The sequence below is a fragment of the uncultured Streptococcus sp. genome, assembly GCF_901875575.1.
Lineage (GTDB): Bacteria > Bacillota > Bacilli > Lactobacillales > Streptococcaceae > Streptococcus.
Genome location: NZ_CABFMF010000016.1, coordinates 1 through 19,465, shown reverse-complemented (window position 1 = coordinate 19,465; position 19,465 = coordinate 1). Strand labels below are relative to the sequence as shown.

Below are 19,465 nucleotides of genomic sequence, written 5' to 3'. Positions count from 1 at the left end.
ACGAATGAAAGCATATACAGAGCGTGTATTTGGAAGAGTTGATGAACAAGATGTCCTAGCTTATCGCTTTGAGACTGATGCAGGTTATCAGTTAGAGGTTATGACTTATGGTGCGACTATCTTGCGTTATGTAACTCCTGATAAGTCTGGAAACTTTGCCAATGTTATCTTGGGATTTGATGATTTTAAAAGCTATGTGGGAAACAGTCCCAAGCATGGAGCTAGTGTGGGTCCCGTAGCAGGTCGTATTGCTGGTGCGACTTTTGAACTAGATGGTCAAACCTATCATCTGGAAGTTAACAATGCAAGCAACTGTAATCACAGTGGTTCAACTGGATGGGATTCTAGCTTGTTTGAAGTTGTAGAAGTAAGTGACTATGGTTTGACTCTTTATACAGAACGAGTGGATGGGACAGGTGGATTTCCAGGAAATCTTAAGATCTGGATTAGTTATCGCTTAGAAGAAAATGGAGCTTACGAGGTAAGCTATAAAATAACAACAGATCAAGATACCTTGGTTAATCCAACCAACCACAGCTATTTTAACTTGTCTGGTGATTTCACGCAGACGGTTGATCGACATGTATTCCAACTAAATACAAAAGGCATTTACCCAATTGCACCCGATGGTGTTCCAGCTAAAACTCCGGATGCTGATCGTGATGTGGTTAAACACATCTATAATGGTGCCTTGTTGAAGGATATATTTGAAGAGGATGATGAGCAAATCCAGCTAGTTTCTGGTTTAGACCATCCATTTGCGCTTTCTGAAGGTCATGACAATGTTGGATTCCTTTATGATCAGCACTCAGGACGCTTCCTGCTTTTCAAGACAGAGGCTCCTTGCTTTGTGGTCTACACAGCAAACTTTGTGGATGAAAGTGTCATCATAGGAGGTCAGCCAATGCTACAGCACAATGGGATTGCCCTTGAAGCGCAAGCTTTACCAGATGCCATTCACAGTGACCTTAAAGACCAAGTCATTCTCAAAGCCGGTCAAATCTTCACTAGTAAGACACGTTATGAGCTTGTTGTTAAGTAAAAACAGCTGGTCAAAAAGTCTTTAAAATTAAAATAACGCATATTGTCAGGTGCTGAAAGTTTGATAATATGCGTTTTATTATGAAAAGATTTACTTTATCTTATTCTAAAATGACGTTATTACTCAGCATATCTTGAGTTGTCTGACTTGACTTTCTTGATGGGAATGATATAATAGTTGTAACAAAAATTATTACAACAGAAAAGAGGACTATTTATGACCTATGAATACAAGAGCCACATTTATTTGGCAGAGGCAGTTTTAAATGTAAAGGATTTGGCAAGTCAAACAGCCTTTTATCAGCAAGTTATTGGTTTAGAAATCCTATCTCAAACTGAAACAGAGTCCATTCTGGGCCTGGGTGGAAAAGCCTTGGTACAGTTGATTCATACACAAGAGAGCGGAGAAGTAAGGGAGCATTATGGTCTTTACCATCTGGCTATTCTCTTGCCGACACGCAAGGCCTTGGCTGATGTCTTGAAACACTTGGCAGATTTACAGATTCCTCTTGTCGGCGGTGCAGACCACGGTTACAGCGAGGCCCTTTACTTGGAAGATTTGGAGGGAAATGGCATCGAGCTCTATCGAGATAAGCCAGTTTCCACATGGGATATTCGAGAAGATGGACGCATTATCGGAGTGACGGAGGCTCTTGAGGCGCAGGATATCTATGAGTTGGGGGAAAGAGTAGAGCCCTTTATTCTAGCAGATGGTACGAGAATGGGGCATATTCATCTTTCCGTCAAGGATAGTCGAAAGTCCAGCCAGTTTTATCAAAAGGTGTTAGGACTAGAGGATAAATTCAGTGTGCCTAGCGCTAGTTGGATTGCAGCTGGAGACTATCATCATCATTTGGCAGTCAACGAATGGGGAGGAAAAGGCCTAGCTCCGCGTAAGCAAGGCTTGCCAGGCTTAGCCTATTATGTCATTGAGGTTGCGAGTAAGGAAGAACTGCTAACGATTGCGCAACGAACACAAGAAGTTGATGCACCAGTTAAGTGGCTGACATCGAGCCAGCTGGAAATTACAGACCCAGACGGAATCGTGACCCGTATTCGTTTAGAAAGATAGACAGGCTGTGATGAGAATCAGGGCATAAATTGTAGACAGTACTCCTTATTTAGTCAGATATGTAAATATTTTGATATGATAGTAGGGAATAAAGAGAAGAATACAATGACCAGTGAATACCAAAAAATGATTGCAGGAGAACCCTATCATTCATTTGATTCCGAGTTGCGGGTCTTGGCTCAGACAGCAAGTCAGAAGCAGGCGGATTTCAACCATGAGCTAGCCCCCTTGAAAGGGGCGGAGATTATCAAGACTTGGTTCAACTGGTAAAAATTTCTATGTCAATCCACGCCTGGTGGCCGACGATGGAGTCAATATCCGTCTAGGGGAAAATTTTTATTCTAATTGGAACTTGACCATGCTGGATGTCTGTCCTATTCGTATCGGGAACAATGTCATGATCGGCCCAACTGTCAGTTCTTGACTCCCCTCCATCCACTAGATCCGCATGAACGCAATTCAGGGGTCGAATATGGCAAGTTCATTACCATCGGAGATAATTTCTGGGCAGGTGGTGGTGTTATTGTTCTTCCTGGTTTGACGCTGGGTAATAACGTAGCGGCCGGAGCCGTGATCACCAAGTCCTTTGGAGACAATGTTGTTCTAGGTGGCAATCCCGCGCGCGTGATTAAGGAGATACCTGTGAAATAAAGAGATTGGTAAAAAAGTTTTTAAGATAAGAAAAATGCATCATATCCAGTGTTACAAAACGTTGATATGATGCGTTTTATTGTGGGAAGATTTATTCCATTTTCTTCTGAAATTGAGTTTTATCAGACTTCTTATAGTGAAGTCACTCTTCTTGATCATTATGGAATTGCTCCATCCTGTTGAGTAGTTTAGATGGTGGTATTTTTCTAACATAAAAAATTTATAATGGATAGCGAAAGAGATATGAATTCACTTTGAGATATTGTTATAAATCTTTTTTATGCTCATAATAGAAAATATATATTAGTCAAGATGGAAGATTCGTAGTAGAATATTTAGCAAATAAAAGCAAAGGGGTTATTTTATGAAATTAGTTAATTTATGGTCAAAACTTTCACTCGGTTTGCAATTATTGCTAGCTTTGATTTTAGGTGTTATTTTTGCAGTAATCTGGCCACAATTTGCAGGTTTTTATCAATTTCTAGGACAAGCGTTTATCAAATTGGTGAACATGGTCATTATTCCACTGATATTTCCAATTATAGTAGTTGCAGTGGCTAGTGTTATTGGAAAAAAATCGTTTGGTAAAATTTTAACGAAGACCTTACTCTACTTTTTTGCTGTTACAACTGTGATTACTTTATTATTTGTATTTTCTAGTTATTATTTGGGATTTGGTCAAGGTGTGAATATTGGCCAAACTGGTGGTAATATCGATGGGATAGTTAATAATGTCCAATTGAGTGAGTTTTTACTTGGTTTTATTCCTTCAAATATTGTGAAGTCAATTTCAGAAGGATCTCTTCTTCCAATTATTGTTTTTGCTATTTTTCTTGGTTATGGAATTGGTAGCTTGAAGAGTGATAAAAGCAAAAAAATTCTTGAAGGTTTCCAGATTTGGATTGAAGCTATTTATAAAATTGTAACTGTTATTGTAAAATTATCTCCTATCGGAATCTTTGGCTTTATTGCAAAAGATGTCGCTAGTACAGGAATTGATAAGTTAGTTGGACTTGGTCAATTTGTTGTCGGAACTTATTTGGCTTATGCAGTTCTCATTTTAGTTATTTTCCCTCTAATCGCCTCTATCTTTAAAGTTCCATATTTGACTGCTTTTCGTGAAAATTGGAGCCTTTTGACTCTAGCATTTATTTCAGGTAGTTCGAGTGTAGTGTTGCCGTCCTTATTAAAGGATTTAAAAAAACAGGGACATGATAAGAATACGATTGATTTGGTTGTCCCTTTAGGATATACCTTTAATCTAGAAGGAGCAGCTGTCTATTTTTCAGTAGCTACTATTTTTATCGCACATGCCTACGGTATCCAATTTTCATTATCAAGTCTCTTTTTTACAGTTTTACTTTTGACCTTGATTGGGAAAACTGCAGCTACTGTCCCATCAGGAGCTATCGTAGTTTTGTTGGCTGCAGCACCCCAGCTTGGATTGCCAGTAGAAGGAGTAGCCTTGATTTTTGCAGTTGATTTCTTTGTGAATGCTGGCCGTACAATGATTAATGTTTTGGGTCAAATCTTAACAGTCAGTGTCATTGAAAAAACAGAAGGTTATAGTTTAGAAGAAGATAAGCAACATCAATTGTCAGTTAATTTTTCTTAAAGGAGATATGAGTTATGAGTAACGCAAAAGTTTATGTGATTCATGAAAATATTGAATGGACACAGCATTTAGTAAAATGGTTAGAAAAAATACAAGTACCTTATGAATTATGGGACCTATCGAGTGGGATATTAGATCTTCAAAGTCCTCCTCCACAAGGAGTTTTTTACAATAGGATGTCCGCATCTTCTCATACGAGAGGGCATCGCTATGCACCAGAGTTTACGGAGCAGGTGCTTACTTGGCTAGAGGCTCATGGACGTAAAGTAGTTAATGGAACTGGAGCTATCAACCTAGAAATCAGTAAAGTGAAACAATATTTGAAATTAAATGAATCTGGTATTGAGACTCCAGCGACAGTTGCTGTTTTGGGATCGGAAAATATTATTGAAGCAGCAAGAAAATTGAATATCTATCCTTTGATTACCAAGCATAATAGAGCAGGAAAAGGATTAGGAGTTCAACTTTTTCAAAATGAAGAGGAACTTGAAGCTTATGTTAATAGTCCCCTCTTTGAACCTTCAGTGGACGGGATTACCTTATTACAAGCCTACATCAAACCAAGTGATGGTCGTATCCGTCGTTCAGAGTTTATCAATCAGAAGTTTCTTTATACTGTTTCAATTGATTCTTCAGATGGTTTCCAACTTTGTCCAGCAGATGGTTGTCAAATCGGTAAGAGGCCAGAACAACTGGAAACTTCTGAAAAATTCCAAATTACAGAACCTCTACTAGAATCTCAAAAAGAAGCTTATGAAGCCTTCCTTAAAAATGCTCATATTGATGTGGCAGCTATAGAATGGGTTCAATCAGAAAGCGGAGATATTTATGTGTATGATGTAAATACCAATACAAACTATAATCCTATAGCGGAACAGAATGCTGACATCTTTGCTCATCAACATCTGGCTGAATATTTAAAGAGGGAGTTAGAAGCTCTTTATAGTGAATGATTATCTTGAAAGTGGATCTCTTAAAAATTTGATAATAACTTCCAGATAGAGTAAGACACAAATACTTTTCTTTCAAGGCAGCAATTATAGGCAATTACTAGTATATTTTTTATATCGATTATAGATTAATAGTTTACGAGTGATTTTATAATCGTAGCTCTCAAGGCTAGATTGTTAAGTCACTTGTTTTTGTTTACTTAAATTTCTTGAAATTAAAGAGGGTATTGAGTAGTTTTCCTTCTGGTATACTAGCGAATATCTTATCAGAGTGGCTTATCCGATTTGTAGCAAGCAAATGCGACAAGAAAAAGAAATAGCCTGAGTGCCTTGAACAAGCGCAAAAAAACACCACTAGCGGCAACCGGTGGTGTTTTCTTATATGCTTATTTCATCGAACTTTTAAGCAAGTCCATTGTACCATTAAAAAGAGTCTATGTTAAAAATGTTGCGATTGTATTGTTTTTCTCCTCAGTTCCTCAGCCTCCTCCTTGACACTTTGTCATCTTTTGATACAATAGTACAAAATCAGAGGAGGTGGGCTATGATTCAGAAACATGCGATTCCTATTTTAGAGTTTGATAACAATCCTCAGGCAGTCATCATGCCCAATCACGAGGGGATGGATTTGCACTTGCCAAAGAAGTGTGTCTATGCTTTTTTAGGTGAGGAGATTGACCGCTATGCCAGGGAAGTAGGGGCAGAATGTGTCGGCGAATTCATTTCTGCCACCAAGACCTATCCAGTCTACGTCATCAACTACAAGGGTGAGAAGATTTGTCTGGCTCAAGCGCCTGTCGGCTCCGCTCCAGCGGCCCAGTTTATGGATTGGTTGATTGGCTATGGTGTGGAGCAGATGATTTCAACAGGTACCTGTGGAGTCTTAGCTGATATAGAGGAAAATGCCTTTCTAGTCCCTGTTCGGGCTCTGCGAGATGAAGGAGCTAGTTATCACTATGTGGCACCTTCTCGTTATATGGAAATGCAGGCAGAGGCTATTGCTGCTATTGAGCAAGTTTTGGAAGACAGAGGGATTCCTTATGAAGAAGTCGTGACCTGGACGACAGACGGTTTTTACCGAGAAACGGCTGAAAAGGTGGTTTATCGTAAGGAAGAAGGCTGTGCTGTTGTAGAGATGGAGTGTTCTGCGCTTGCGGCAGTAGCCCAACTGCGTGGGGTTGTCTGGGGAGAGTTGTTGTTCACAGCTGATTCCTTAGCAGACTTGGACCAGTACGATAGTCGTGACTGGGGTTCAGAAGCTTTCGAGAAGGCCTTGGAACTCTGCCTTGAGATTGCCTTTCAGATCTAGCTACTCCTCTTCTTTTTATGGTACAATGGATGTATGTTATTCAAATTATTTGTGAAAAAAATTGAAAGGGTCTTGGGTGGACTTTCACCAGCTCGTCGCATCTTTTTAAGTTTCGCTGGAGTTATTTTTATAGGTTCTCTCCTTTTGAGCTTACCTTTTGTTCAGGCGAGTGGTTCGCAGGCTACTTATTTTGACCATCTTTTTACGACGGTGTCCATGGTCTGTGTGACTGGCCTTTTTACGCAACCAGTGGCTACGACCTATAATGTCTGGGGGCAGTTGATTTGTATGCTCTTGATACAGATTGGTGGTCTGGGGCTCATGACTTTTATCGGGGTCTTTTATATTCAGGGAAAGCAAAAGCTCAGTCTTCGCAGTCGTGAAACCATTCAGGAGAGTTTTAGTTACGGGGAGACTCGGTCGCTGAAGGCCTTTATGCGGTCCATCTTTTTGACGACTTTTCTGGTGGAGGGCTTGGGTGCCTTCCTGCTAAGTTTCCGTTTTATTCCTGAGTTCGGCTGGGGACGGGGCATTTTTACCTCTATTTTCTTAGCCATTTCAGCCTTTTGTAATGCTGGTTTTGATAATTTTGGTAGTAGCAGTTTAGTGGCTTTTCAGACGGATCCCTTGATCAATCTGGTCATTGCTGGCTTGATTATCACTGGTGGTCTAGGCTTTATGGTCTGGTTTGACTTGGCAACCCAGTTTGACAAGAAGAAAAAACGCCGTCTGCGTTTCCACACCAAACTAGTCCTCTTCTTGACTGCAGGGATTTTGCTGTTTGGGACAGTATCCACACTCTTTACGGAGTGGTACAATCCAGGAACCATTGGCAATCTCAGCGTTCCAGAGAAAGTGCTGGTCAGTTTTTTCCAAACTGTCAGCATGAGAACGGCTGGCTTTGCTTCTATTGACTACACCCAAGCTCGACCTGTGACCTTGTTTATCTATATCCTACAGATGTTTCTCGGAGGAGCGCCTGGAGGGACGGCTGGGGGGCTCAAGATTACGACTTTCTTTGTCTTGTTGGTTTTTGCGCGTAGTGAATTGCTGGGCTTACCTCATGCCAATGTTGCGCAGAGAACCATTGAGGCTCGAACAGTCCAAAAATCCTTTAGTGTCTTCATTATCTTTTTGATGACCTTCTTGTTGGGCTTGATGTTGTTGGGAATTACGGCAGAAGGAACACCGCGATTTATCTACCTCATGTTTGAGACCATTTCAGCTCTTGCGACAGTTGGGGTAACGGCAAATCTGACGCCAGAATTGGGCAAACTAGCTCTCAGCATTGTCATGGTGCTCATGTTTATTGGCCGTATCGGTCCCTTGACCTTGCTGGTTAGTCTAGCGGATTACCAGCCTGATAAGAAAGATTTGATTCAGTATATGAAAGCAGATATTAGCATTGGATAAGAAAGGAAGAACGATGTCAGATCGTACGATTGGAATATTAGGTTTGGGAATTTTTGGGACCAGTGTCCTGACAGCGCTCGCCAAACAAGATATGAATATTATTGCCATTGATGACCACGAAGAGCATATCAATCAATTTGAGCCAGTTTTGGCGCGTGGAGTTGTGGGCGATATTACAGATGAGGAACTCCTCAGAACTGCGGGGATTGATACCTGTGATACGGTTGTCGTTGCGACGGGAGAAAGTCTAGAGTCCAGTGTTCTTGCAGTCATGCACTGTAAGAGTTTGGGAGTACCGACTGTTATTGCTAAGGTCAAAAGTCATACAGCCAAAAAGGTCTTGGAAAAAATCGGTGCAGATGTGGTCATCTCACCTGAGTATGAAATGGGACAGTCTCTCGCACAGAATATTTTGTTTCATAATTGCGTCGATGTCCTTCAATTAGATAAAAATGTTTCTGTTGTAGAGATGAAGATACCGAGTGCTTGGGTTGGTCAAAGTTTGAGTCAGCTAGATTTACGCGGCAAGTATAACCTCAATGTCCTAGGATTTCGTGAACAAGAAAATTCACCGCTGGATGTCCAGTTTGGACCTAATGACCTCTTGAAGGCAGATGCCTATATCTTGGCGGTCATTAACAACCAGTATCTAGATGACTTGGCGGAATTAAATTCGTAGAAAATTAATATAAGTATTTTATAAGAGGGATTTAAGAAAAATTTTAACTTTTTCTTAATCCTTTTTAATTTTAGGAGATTATACTAGAGTCATCAAATAAAGAAAAACTCTAAGGAGAATCCTATGAAATTCAATCCAAATCAAAGATATACTCGTTGGTCTATCCGCCGTCTTAGTGTCGGTGTTGCCTCAGTTGTTGTGGCCAGTGGCTTCTTTGTCCTAGTTGGTCAGCCAAGTTCTGTACGTGCTGATGTGGTCAATCCGACCCCTGCTCAAGTTGTGCCAGATGCTACTTCGGTGAGTGAAAAGAGTGACTTGCCAGCAGAACTTCTCAAAGAAGCAGTCGATACAGCTCTTCCTTCAGAACAGGCAGACTCAACACCTAAAGCAAGCTTGGATACTGCAAGCTCTCCAGAAAAAGCAGATGCAGGTGCTAAAGAATCAGTAGTAGCACCAAAAGAAGAAGTGCAAGCAAAACCAGAATATAAGAAACAAGCAGAAGATGCGGTTAAACCTGTAGAAAGCCCTGCATCTACAGTTTCTGGACAAGACCGTGAAGCAAATGAAGCGCAACCAGCCACCACTCCAGCTGAAGTGCAAAAAGGCGTGGCTGACAATACTAAAGATACAGTAGACGTCCCAGCTACATACTTGGACAAAGCTAATTTCCCAGGTCCGTTCACAGCTGGTGTCAACCAAGTTATTCCATATGAATTCTTCGCTGGTGACGGTATGTTAACTCGCCTTATCTTGAAAGCATCCGACAAGGCTCCATGGTCAGACAATGGTTCGGCCAAAAATCCTGCTCTTCCACCAGTAGAGAAATTAGGTAAAGGCCTCTACTTCTATGAAGTGGACTTGGCAGGTACTCAAGGAAAATCAGATAAAGAGCTTCTAGACCTCTTGAAACAAAACGGCACTCAAAGCTATAAAGCTACTATCAAGGTGTACGGTGCCAAAGATGGCAAGGCCGATTTGAGCAACCTTGTAGCGACTAAAAATTTGGATGTCAACTTGAATGGCTTAACTACTCCAGATGAAGTCCAAAAAGGTGTGGCTGACAATACTAAAGATACAGTAGATGTCCCAGCAACTTACCTAGACAAAGCCAACTTCCCAGGTCCATTCACAGCTGGTGTCAACCAAGTCATTCCATATGAATTCTTCGCTGGTGATGGTATGTTAACTCGCCTTATCTTGAAAGCATCCGACAAGGCTCCATGGTCAGACAATGGTTCGGCCAAAAATCCTGCTCTTCCACCAGTAGAGAAATTGGGCAAAGGCCTTTACTTCTATGAAGTAGATTTAGCAGGTACCCAAGGTAAATCTGATAAAGATTTGCTTGAACTCTTGAAACAAAATGGTACACAAAGCTATAAAGCTACCATCAAGGTGTACGGTGCGAAAGACGGCAAGGCAGACTTGAGCAATCTAGTAGCGACTAAAGAATTGACAGTGAACTTGAATGGGTATAAGTCCCTCAATGAGATGAAATCTCAAATGCCAGCTGCTAGCCAAGATAAGATGATGACTAACAAAGAGCAGGACAAAACCATGAATACCAGCCAGCCTATGGTAACCTCAAGTAAAATGCCTGATGAAGGCAAGATGGCATCTACTAACAAGGTGTCAAGTCCAATGATGGCTGCTCACATGAAAGAACAAAAAGACATGCTTCCATATACTGGTGAAGCCCAAACCTCAATGGCTACTCTTGGATTCTTTGGATTAGCCTTGGCTGGACTGCTAGGTGGACTCGGCTTGAAAGCTAAAAAAGAGGAAAATGACTAGTCTAGCTACAGACTTTCTATCTAGGATATGAAAAATCCAGATATCGTTTAGAATGTTCGTAAAGAGATAAAAATAGTGTTATACTATTGTGGTATAGCACTGTTTTTTCAAAGGAGAGACAGATGGGAAAGACAATTTTACTCGTTGACGACGAGGTAGAAATCACAGATATTCATCAACGTTATCTGGTTCAGGCAGGATATCAGGTTTTGGTGGCCCATGATGGAGTAGAGGCCTTAGAAATCTTCAAGAGAAAACCGATTGATTTGATTATTACAGATATCATGATGCCTCGGATGGATGGTTATGATTTGATTAGTGAGGTTCAGTATCAATCTCCAGATCAGCCTTTTCTCTTTATCACGGCTAAGACTAGCGAGCAGGACAAGATTTATGGCCTGAGCTTAGGGGCAGATGACTTTATTGCCAAGCCCTTTAGCCCTCGTGAGCTGGTTTTGCGTGTCCACAATATTTTGCGTCGCCTTCATCGTGGAGGTGAGACAGAAGTCGTCAGTCTCGGGGATTTACGGATGAATCACGGTAGTCATGAGGTCCAAGTAGGAGATGTGACGCTTGATTTGACAGTTAAATCCTTCGAACTTCTATGGCTTTTAGCCAGTAATCCAGAGCGAGTTTTCTCTAAGACAGATCTCTATGAAAAGGTCTGGCAGGAAGACTATGTGGATGATACTAATACCTTGAATGTTCATATTCATGCTCTGCGACAGGAGTTGGCTAAATATGCTAGTGCAGAAACACCCACCATCAAAACCGTTTGGGGCTTGGGCTACAAAATTGAGAAAGCACGAGGTAGTCAATGAAATTAAAAAGTTATATCTTGGTGGGGTATGTCATTTCAACACTTCTAACGATTATCGTGGTCTTTTGGGCCATTCAGCGAATGCTAATTGAAGAAAGAGAAATTTATTTTCTAGTGGGTATGACCCTCGTAGCTAGTTTTGTCGGTGCTGGGATTAGTCTCTTTCTTTTATCACCGGTCTTTACTTCATTGGGAAAACTCAAGGAACATGCTAAGCGGGTAGCGGACAAGGACTTTCCATCAAATCTGGAGGTTCAAGGCCCTGTAGAATTTCAGCAATTAGGCCAAGCTTTCAATGAAATGTCCCATGATTTGCAGGCGACCTTTGATTCCTTGGAAGAAAGCGAACGAGAAAAGGGCTTGATGATTGCCCAGCTGTCGCATGATATCAAGACCCCCATCACTTCAATCCAAGCGACGGTAGAAGGGATTTTGGATGGGGTTATCAAGGAAGGAGAACAGGACCATTATCTAGCAACCATTGGGCGCCAGACGGAAAGACTCAATAAACTGGTTGAGGAATTGAATTTTTTGACCTTAAATACAGCTAGAAATCAGATGGAAATGACCAGCAAAGACAGCATTTTTCTGGATCAGCTCTTGATTGAGTGCATGAGTGAATTTCAGTTCTTGATTGAGCAGGAGGAGCGAGATGTCCATTTGCAGGTAATCCCAGAGTCTGCTAGGATTGAGGGAGATTATGCCAAACTTTCTCGTATCTTGGTGAATCTGATCAATAACGCTTTTAAATACTCTGATCCAGGAACCAAGCTGGAAGTGGTGGCTAAGCTGGAGAAGAACCAGCTTTCAATCAGTGTGACCGATGAGGGGCAGGGCATTGCCCCAGAGGATTTGGAGAATATTTTCAAACGCCTTTATCGTGTTGAAACTTCGCGTAACATGAAAACAGGTGGTCATGGCTTAGGGCTTGCGATCGCGCGTGAATTGGCCCATCAATTGGGTGGGGAAATCACAGTTACAAGCCAGTACGGCCTCGGAAGCACCTTTACCCTCCTTCTTAACCTCTCTGGTAGTGAAAATAAAGCTTTAAACCCCTTTACAAATCTAGCCATTCATGGTAAAATGGATTTTGTGTGAAATATCAGCAGGAAAGCATGAAGCTCGTCAACAGGTGTCTTGTGATAAGTAACCTTGGCTGTTTAGGCGAAGGGCATCTGCACGAATCAGGGCTTTCTAAGTGACTATTTCCACCGAATATTATTTATATCAGGAGGACATTCACATGTCACGTTATACAGGACCATCTTGGAAACAAGCTCGTCGCCTTGGCCTTTCACTTACAGGTACAGGTAAAGAATTGGCACGTCGTAACTACGTACCAGGACAACACGGACCAAACAACCGTTCTAAATTGTCAGAATACGGTTTGCAATTGGCTGAAAAACAAAAACTTCGTTTCACTTACGGTGTAGGTGAAAAACAATTCCGTAACTTGTTCGTACAAGCTACAAAAATCAAAGGTGGAATCCTAGGTTTCAACTTCATGCTTCTTTTGGAACGCCGTTTGGATAACGTTGTTTACCGTCTTGGTCTTGCGACTACTCGTCGTCAAGCTCGTCAATTCGTAAACCACGGTCACATCCTTGTTGACGGAAAACGTGTTGATATCCCATCATACCGCGTAACTCCAGGTCAAGTGATCTCAGTTCGTGAAAAATCATTGAAAGTTCCAGCTATCCTTGAAGCAGTAGAAGCTACTCTTGGACGTCCAGCATTCGTATCATTCGACGCTGAAAAATTGGAAGGTTCATTGACTCGCTTGCCAGAACGCGACGAAATCAACCCAGAAATCAACGAAGCACTTGTCGTTGAATTCTACAACAAGATGTTGTAATATTTTATTGAATCAGATAGGCTTTAGAGCCTTGATATTAAGCACTTTGGGGCCTTTTCCCTTAGTGCTTTTTTACATTTTACAATAGCTTTTAAGCATATAGCTATAAATATCTATACGCGACTAGACCTGTATAGTTTAAAGTGATATAATGGTCTAAAAGGAGGTACTACTATGGATGTTTTAGAAAAAAACACACAGGTAAACTTTAAGACTAACAGAGACTTGTTAGAGAAGGCTAGAGCTATTATCACAGCGCAAAATCTTGATATGACAGCCAGTTTTAACTTGTTTTTAGAACACATTGTAGAAAATAAAGCCTTGCCATTTGAAACTCAAGTAGATAAAGAAAGAGAAGAACTTCTGTCAGGGTTGCGTGCTGAAATTGCCCGTAGCTTTGACGATTTAGAACATGGAAGAACTTACAGCCTTGATGAAGTGAGGGCTAACCTTGGAATTTAACGAGAACTCATATAGCCTGATTATCTCAGAAACGGTACAAGAACAGCTAAGAGGTATTAAAGATTATATCTCAGATAACTACTTTTCAGAACAGGCAGGAGCAAACACAGTTAAGAATATTCTTTATGGTTTGGAGCGTCTTGAAGTCTTCCCAGAAGCAGGATTTGATGCTGACGAAAGAGTAGGATGTATTATATACCCACCCCACAAAACTCGCTGCATCATTTTAGGCGATTACCTAGCCTTCTATCATATTTTAGAGGAAAGAAAAGCTGTCTTTGTATCAGATATGATTCATAGCAAACAGGACTACATCCGCTTGTTCAAGAAAAAATAGCGCCTATAGGTGAACTGTACCCCAAAAGTTAGACAGAAAAAATCTAACTTTTGAGGTGTTTTTATTATGAAATTAACTTATGATGATAAAGTTCAGATCTATGAACTTAGAAAACAAGGATATAGTTTAGAGAAGCTTTCAAATAAATTTGGGATAAACAATTCTAATCTTAGGTACATGATTAAATTGATTGAACGTTACGGAATAGAGTTCGTCAAAAAAGGAAAAAATCGTCCAAGCCCTTCTAGTCCAAGGAAAGGCCGCCCAGAAAGAAGTACAAGAATAACACACAAGTCTCCTGCAATGTAGATATGCAGGGGATTTTTGATAGTAGAATTCCCAAAATCAAAATCTTTTTGTCCCAGGCTCTTTTTAATAGTGGAATTCCCAAATGAGATTATGATTCTATTATTGGGATAGCTTTATGTGTCTAGTAAAGTAGAGAATAAGAAAGAGACTTAATTTCTTAAGTCTCTTTTTAATACTTATTTAGACAAAACAATTCGATCAGATGGGTCAAAGTCAGTATCGTCAATGGTAATTTGATTTCCGTTAACAGTGTAGATTTGTACATCATCACCAATAATCATGCGTTGGTTTGCGGGGTCAAAAGTGACTTGTTTCACTTCTTGGTCACCATCAGATTCTAATTTTGTCCATGTTCCTGTTTTACCAGTAACTGTCAAAGTAATTTGATCACGCTCATCTTGTCCTTTATAGGTTCCATCGATGTTTTCAGGTTGAGCTACTGGAGTATTTTGAGCTGGTGCGGCTTGGTTGTTGCTAGCATTAGCGTTTTGTTGGTTAGATTGCTGATTTTGCTGGTCAGACTGTTGGTTTTGCTTAGATTGTTGTGTTTGTTGAGCAGGTTGTTGGTTTTGTTGCTGTGGTTGCGCTGCAGGAGCACAAGCTGCTAATAGAGTAAGACCTGCTAATGTAGCAATAGAAAGTGCAATTGTTTTTGATTTCATATTTTTGAATTCCTTCCTTTATTCCAAAATTTTTAAAATTATGCTTAACGAGTGGCCTTTACTTATAGTATACCAGTAAAAATATAGAAGTCAATTTATATGCTTAATCATACTTTGTGAGGACCATCATTACCATGTTATCCGTTAGAAAATAAGAAGAATAATGCCTATTTTGCTTACAAATTCTTAGATGTTTTTTGTCTAGATATTTGTTTGGATACAATTCTTTATTCAATAGAATATAGGGTTAGTTTAAATGTCATCAAAATGTAAATATTCTAAAATAAGTTTAATTACTGTAATCGATAAAAAATCCCTTATAAACCCTATGGAATAAGGGTTTGCATATATATATATTAAACTATGTGATTTTCCGAAGATAATCTTGTATCTTTATTAAAAATTTGATATAATGGATTATTAATAAAATTGGTAAGCTTCTTTTTAGGGAGCTCTTTTTCTGGATAACATTCTAAGTCAATTTTTATCAGTACGGTTTAGGATAGTTGCAGAAATGAAAGAAAGGTAGAAAACATGAAACAATTTAAATTCAATGAACGCCAGCGTTTTTCAATTCGTAAGTTTTCGATTGGTGCGGCATCAGTCTTATTAGGATCAGTCTTTTTTGCGGTCAACTCAGTGACAGAAGTGCAAGCCATGGAAGCAAGTTCAAACACAGTGCTTGCCAATAATGTTGATCAAGATTTAGGATCTGTACCAACAGCTAAGTCTGAAGAACTCAGCCCATCTAGCATGCCTCCAGAAGAAGACAAGAACAACTCAGGATCAGGCACGGTTGTTTCACCTATCTTAGATTCAAATCCTAAAAAGCAAGCCTTAGCAAAATTAATTGAAGAAATCGATGGAAAAATTTCCTCAGGTGCTTATGATGAGAAAACAGAAGACAGTGTAAATCGATTAAAAACTGTCTTAGAAGAAGCAAAAGCAACTGTGAATGCTGCTACAACAGAAGGTGAACTCACACAAGCTCATAGTAGATTGGTTACAGCAACTACACAGCTAAAAACAAAACCAAAAGATGAAAAACAACCACCAGCAGGCGATACGACAAATGGAAAACCAACTGTAGGTCTTCAAGCGACAAATACTGAGAAATCTTCAGACTCCAACTCAATCGCAAACTCAGGTGCCAGAGATAAACGTCATGGAAAAGCATTGAATAGAAGTAATCCATTCCGTACGGATGGGGCTACAACGGATACAGATCCATCTGCGAACCAAACGTATACATTGCCAGGAGATAGTGCGAGTGTTGCTGAATTAGCTAATAGTTTAAAGGGATTGGACTCTTCTATAAGCAATGAAACTAAATTAGCTTCTATTGATGAAGTGGGACGTCTTAAAAATGTACAGGCTGGTGAAGTAAAAGAAATTGATGAATTTGGTGGTTGGTCAGCAGTTTCAGCAGATGGCAAAAAAGGAAAATTTGCTATTGCACGTAAAACTGAAGCGGGAGTATACCCTATTGAGACAGTGAATGTTACGAGAACAGCATATGAATATACAGCACATGTCGAAGAAAATTCTTTTGATCGCTCTCATGAATATGCACTATTTCTTTCTAAAGTTAGAACAAATGCAACAAAAAGTGAAGAAACCTTTGATGGACAACCATTTAAAGATATAGGAGAAGGTCGTCAAATAGCTAAAGGGCTAAAAGGGTTCAATGGAATAGAAAAAACTTATAAAGCCTATTCTTCATCAACAGGAACAGGGGTAAATATTTCTTTTAAAACAGGATTTACAGGAGATATTGACGGTTTTAAAGCTGGATATAAAGTTGAAGTAATTGCAAGATTTGAAGACGGACATACGCAATCTATCTATAATCAAAGTTTTCGTCCTGATCAATCTATAAATAATGCAAATATGGTAGTTGCAAAAGTTGATGCTAATGATAGCATTAGGTTTACTGTCGGAAGACCACCAGAACCAACAATAAGTAGTCTTAACCAACAGTTAGCGACATACAAAAATCGTCAAGTGAATAGAACAGGTAGTTTTACTAGTAAAAATATAGAATTACCTAAAGGGGCTGTAGAATATACTGTACGAATTAGTGCTTCAGATAATTCTAGACTAGGAATGGGATATCAAACTACATGGTCTCAATATGCATTACCTGTTTCAGGGCTTGGATTTACTATTACACAGGATACGAATAGAGTTGCTAGAACACTTTTGGAAAGAGTTTATAATAAATTACTTGACACACGAGATGCAGATAAGAGAGGTAAAACTCCTGAATCACAAAAAGCATATCAAGACCAATTAGATGCTATAAAAGCTTTGTTAGATGGTACGCTACAACCAACGGATGCGTATAAAAAAATATTAACAGATACTTTAGAAGCACAAGAGGCGTTAAAAGTTGATAAATCGGCTTTGACAACATCAACAGGAAAACTAGAACAACTAGTAGATGACGATCCAACTCCAGGTAAAACACCTGAAACTGTTTCAGAATATAATATAGCTAAAAATGCCGCAGAAGAAGAAGCTAGAAAAGCTAAATTGGTCATCGATGATGACCATGCAACTGTTGATCAAGTTGCTCAAGCAGTAGCAGACGTGAAAGCTAAAAGAGCTGAATTAAAAGCAGCAAGAGCACTTCTAGTAGTTGCAGCAACAGAAGCTCAAAAAACAAAACTACAAAATGATTCAGATGCGCTAAAAGAAGCAGATAAGACAAACAAGACGCCGAAGAGTATTGCAGAGTACAATGCTAAATATAAAGAATTGGAAGCAGAATTAACAGCTGCAAAAGCTCAGGCTAAAGCAGTATTAGATAAAACAGTAAATGCAGGTAAAGTAGAAGCTACTGATGCTCAAATTGAAGTTGATAAAATCAAAGCTGAATTAGAAAAAGCTGCTGCCTTATTGAAAGAAAAAGGAAATACAGTTGAATTAGAAAAAGCTAAGAATGCTTTAAGTGATTATATTACTCAACAAACAAATGACAATGTAACTGCTGGAAAAACAAAAGATAGTCAAGATGCTTATGCTATTGCAAAAACTGCTGCAGATAAAGCAGTAGAAGATGCAGCAGCTGTAATTGCTAGTGAAAATTCAACAGTAGAAGATGTAGCAAATGCTTTAGCTGATATCAAAGTTAAGAAAGCAGAGTTAGAGGCAGCTAAAAAGAACTTAGTGCCCGCAGCGACAGATGCTCAAAAAGCAAAATTAGAAGCAGATGCAGCAAAACTAGTAAAAGCAGATACAGCAGGAAAAACTCAAGACAGTATTAATGCGTATGAAACAACATACAATAATTTAACAGCAGGGTTAGAAGAAGCAAAAGCCAAAGCAACAGCAGTCAAAGCAGCTGGAGACAATGCAAGTGAATACGCAGCATTAAAAGCGCAAGAAGCAGTAGATGCAGTACAAGCAAAACTAGAAGCAGCTAAAGCGGTGTTAGTAGACAAAGCAACAGACGAGCAAAAAGCAGCGTTAGAAGGAGCAGAAGCAGCATTAACACCAGCAGAAGCAAGTACATTCGAAACAACAAAAACTCCAGCAAGTATTGCAGCATACAAAAATGCAGTAGATGCGATTCAAACACAATTAACAGAAGCGAAAGCCAAAGCAGCAGACTTAGTAACAAAAGCAGGACAAAATAATGCGACAAAAGCAGAAGCAGCAGAAGCAATCGCAAAAGTAGAAGAATTAAAAGTTGAATTAGCAAAAGCAAATGCATTACTAAAAGACAAAGCGAATACTGGCGACCTAGCCACAGCTAAAGACGAATTAAAAGCATTAGCAGGTGTAGCAAACGTAACAGATGGAAAAACAACATCTACAAAAGATGCATATGATGCAGCAAAAGCACAGGCAGATCAAGCAGTTACAGATGCAGAAACACTAATTGCGAATCCAAACGCGACACCAGAACAAGTTGCAGCAGCAGTAGCGAAAGTAAACGATAAGAAAGCAGCGCTAGAAAAAGCCAAAGCAGGGTTAGTAACAGCAGCAACAGAAGCGCAAAAACAAACATTAGCAACAGATGCAGCAGCATTGAAGAAAGCAGATACAGAAGGTAAAACACCAGAAAGTGTTGAAGCATACAATGCGAAGTTTGGTCAATTATCAGCTGAACTAGAAGCAGCCAAACAAGCAGCCAAAGAAGTAGCAGACAAAGGAGCTAATGCGAGCGAAGTAGAAGCATTGAAAGCCCAAGAAAAAGTAAATGCGATTAAAGCTAAACTAGCAGAAGCAGCAGCAACGCTAAAAGATCCAGCTAATAAAGACGGTTTAACACAAGCTAAGACAGCATTAGAAGGATTAACAGGAGAAGAAACTCCAACAGGTAAGACAGCAGATAGTCTAGCAGCGTATACACAAGCAAAAGAAGCAGCAACAGCAGAAATTGCAGAAGCGCAAAAAGTATTAGACAATGCAAGTGCGACACCAGAACAAGTTGCAGCAGCAGTAGCGAAAGTAAACGATAAGAAAGCAGCGCTAGAAAAAGCCAAAGCAGG

15 protein-coding genes and 2 pseudogenes are annotated in these 19,465 nt (G+C 39.8%); 16 read left to right on the top strand and 1 reads right to left on the bottom strand.

The annotated features are described in order from the left end of the window. Positions 1 to 4 precede the first annotated feature (4 nt). From QZ114_RS05695 to QZ114_RS05625, 15 genes and pseudogenes are all read left to right on the top strand, one after another. Positions 5 to 1,042, top strand: coding sequence for an aldose epimerase family protein (locus QZ114_RS05695; protein ID WP_295500774.1), 1,038 nt, complete (start codon positions 5 to 7; stop codon positions 1,040 to 1,042). A 216-nt stretch (positions 1,043 to 1,258) separates the two neighbouring features. Further along, positions 1,259 to 2,113, top strand: coding sequence for a VOC family protein (locus QZ114_RS05690; RefSeq protein WP_295500772.1), 855 nt, complete (start codon positions 1,259 to 1,261; stop codon positions 2,111 to 2,113). Positions 2,114 to 2,218: 105 nt separating this feature from the next. Next, positions 2,219 to 2,764 (top strand): annotated as a pseudogene (locus QZ114_RS05685) (sugar O-acetyltransferase). 364 nt (positions 2,765 to 3,128) lie between these two features. Further along, positions 3,129 to 4,379 carry a dicarboxylate/amino acid:cation symporter gene (locus tag QZ114_RS05680; protein WP_295500770.1) on the top strand — a complete coding sequence of 417 codons (1,251 nt, stop codon included), beginning with the start codon at positions 3,129 to 3,131 and terminating at the stop codon, positions 4,377 to 4,379. 14 nt (positions 4,380 to 4,393) lie between these two features. Continuing rightward, positions 4,394 to 5,332 carry a RimK family alpha-L-glutamate ligase gene (locus QZ114_RS05675; RefSeq protein WP_295500767.1) on the top strand — a complete coding sequence of 313 codons (939 nt, stop codon included), beginning with the start codon at positions 4,394 to 4,396 and terminating at the stop codon, positions 5,330 to 5,332. Between the two features lie 541 nt (positions 5,333 to 5,873). Next, a complete protein-coding gene (locus QZ114_RS05670) occupies positions 5,874 to 6,638 on the top strand; it encodes a nucleoside phosphorylase (RefSeq protein WP_295500764.1) in 765 nt (254 codons plus the stop codon). 33 nt (positions 6,639 to 6,671) lie between these two features. Next, positions 6,672 to 8,051: a TrkH family potassium uptake protein gene (locus QZ114_RS05665; RefSeq protein WP_295500761.1), complete on the top strand. Its 1,380-nt coding sequence runs from the start codon at positions 6,672 to 6,674 to the stop codon at positions 8,049 to 8,051. 13 nt (positions 8,052 to 8,064) lie between these two features. Then, positions 8,065 to 8,730, top strand: coding sequence for a TrkA family potassium uptake protein (locus tag QZ114_RS05660; protein WP_295500758.1), 666 nt, complete (start codon positions 8,065 to 8,067; stop codon positions 8,728 to 8,730). A gap of 123 nt (positions 8,731 to 8,853) precedes the next feature. After that, positions 8,854 to 10,521, top strand: a complete 1,668-nt coding sequence (locus tag QZ114_RS05655; protein WP_295500757.1) for an SSURE domain-containing protein — start codon at positions 8,854 to 8,856, stop codon at positions 10,519 to 10,521. Positions 10,522 to 10,643: 122 nt separating this feature from the next. Continuing rightward, positions 10,644 to 11,342 (top strand): response regulator transcription factor, encoded by a 699-nt coding sequence (locus tag QZ114_RS05650; RefSeq protein ID WP_295500756.1) that lies wholly within the window; start codon positions 10,644 to 10,646, stop codon positions 11,340 to 11,342. Then, positions 11,339 to 12,439: a cell wall metabolism sensor histidine kinase WalK gene (locus tag QZ114_RS05645; protein WP_295500755.1), complete on the top strand. Its 1,101-nt coding sequence runs from the start codon at positions 11,339 to 11,341 to the stop codon at positions 12,437 to 12,439. Before QZ114_RS05650 ends, QZ114_RS05645 begins: the two co-directional genes overlap by 4 nt. Before the next feature lie 145 nt (positions 12,440 to 12,584). Then, positions 12,585 to 13,196: a 30S ribosomal protein S4 gene (gene rpsD / locus QZ114_RS05640; protein ID WP_000092756.1), complete on the top strand. Its 612-nt coding sequence runs from the start codon at positions 12,585 to 12,587 to the stop codon at positions 13,194 to 13,196. A gap of 174 nt (positions 13,197 to 13,370) precedes the next feature. Next, complete coding sequence (locus QZ114_RS05635) at positions 13,371 to 13,658, top strand: type II toxin-antitoxin system RelB/DinJ family antitoxin (protein WP_295500754.1); 288 nt, start codon at positions 13,371 to 13,373, stop codon at positions 13,656 to 13,658. Beyond that, a complete protein-coding gene (locus QZ114_RS05630; protein WP_295500753.1) occupies positions 13,648 to 13,995 on the top strand; it encodes a type II toxin-antitoxin system RelE/ParE family toxin in 348 nt (115 codons plus the stop codon). Before QZ114_RS05635 ends, QZ114_RS05630 begins: the two co-directional genes overlap by 11 nt. A 66-nt stretch (positions 13,996 to 14,061) precedes the next feature. Beyond that, a pseudogene (locus QZ114_RS05625) lies at positions 14,062 to 14,229 on the top strand (transposase); the annotation flags it as partial. A 251-nt stretch (positions 14,230 to 14,480) separates the two neighbouring features. On the opposite strand, the gene QZ114_RS05620 reads toward QZ114_RS05625, so the two are convergent. After that, positions 14,481 to 14,966 (bottom strand): SP_0198 family lipoprotein, encoded by a 486-nt coding sequence (locus QZ114_RS05620; RefSeq protein WP_295500750.1) that lies wholly within the window; start codon positions 14,964 to 14,966, stop codon positions 14,481 to 14,483. A gap of 534 nt (positions 14,967 to 15,500) precedes the next feature. On the opposite strand from QZ114_RS05620, the gene QZ114_RS05615 reads away from it, so the two are divergent. Next, positions 15,501 to 19,465: YSIRK-type signal peptide-containing protein (locus QZ114_RS05615; RefSeq protein ID WP_295500748.1), on the top strand; the 3,965-nt coding region annotated here is incomplete at its 3' end.

Coding starts and splice junctions, on each gene's coding strand:
- QZ114_RS05695 (WP_295500774.1), top strand. CDS start 5: ATGAAAGCATATACAGAGCGTGTATTTGGAAGAGTTGATGAACAAGAT.
- QZ114_RS05690 (WP_295500772.1), top strand. CDS start 1,259: ATGACCTATGAATACAAGAGCCACATTTATTTGGCAGAGGCAGTTTTA.
- QZ114_RS05680 (WP_295500770.1), top strand. CDS start 3,129: ATGAAATTAGTTAATTTATGGTCAAAACTTTCACTCGGTTTGCAATTA.
- QZ114_RS05675 (WP_295500767.1), top strand. CDS start 4,394: ATGAGTAACGCAAAAGTTTATGTGATTCATGAAAATATTGAATGGACA.
- QZ114_RS05670 (WP_295500764.1), top strand. CDS start 5,874: ATGATTCAGAAACATGCGATTCCTATTTTAGAGTTTGATAACAATCCT.
- QZ114_RS05665 (WP_295500761.1), top strand. CDS start 6,672: ATGTTATTCAAATTATTTGTGAAAAAAATTGAAAGGGTCTTGGGTGGA.
- QZ114_RS05660 (WP_295500758.1), top strand. CDS start 8,065: ATGTCAGATCGTACGATTGGAATATTAGGTTTGGGAATTTTTGGGACC.
- QZ114_RS05655 (WP_295500757.1), top strand. CDS start 8,854: ATGAAATTCAATCCAAATCAAAGATATACTCGTTGGTCTATCCGCCGT.
- QZ114_RS05650 (WP_295500756.1), top strand. CDS start 10,644: ATGGGAAAGACAATTTTACTCGTTGACGACGAGGTAGAAATCACAGAT.
- QZ114_RS05645 (WP_295500755.1), top strand. CDS start 11,339: ATGAAATTAAAAAGTTATATCTTGGTGGGGTATGTCATTTCAACACTT.
- rpsD (WP_000092756.1), top strand. CDS start 12,585: ATGTCACGTTATACAGGACCATCTTGGAAACAAGCTCGTCGCCTTGGC.
- QZ114_RS05635 (WP_295500754.1), top strand. CDS start 13,371: ATGGATGTTTTAGAAAAAAACACACAGGTAAACTTTAAGACTAACAGA.
- QZ114_RS05620 (WP_295500750.1), bottom strand. CDS start 14,966: ATGAAATCAAAAACAATTGCACTTTCTATTGCTACATTAGCAGGTCTT.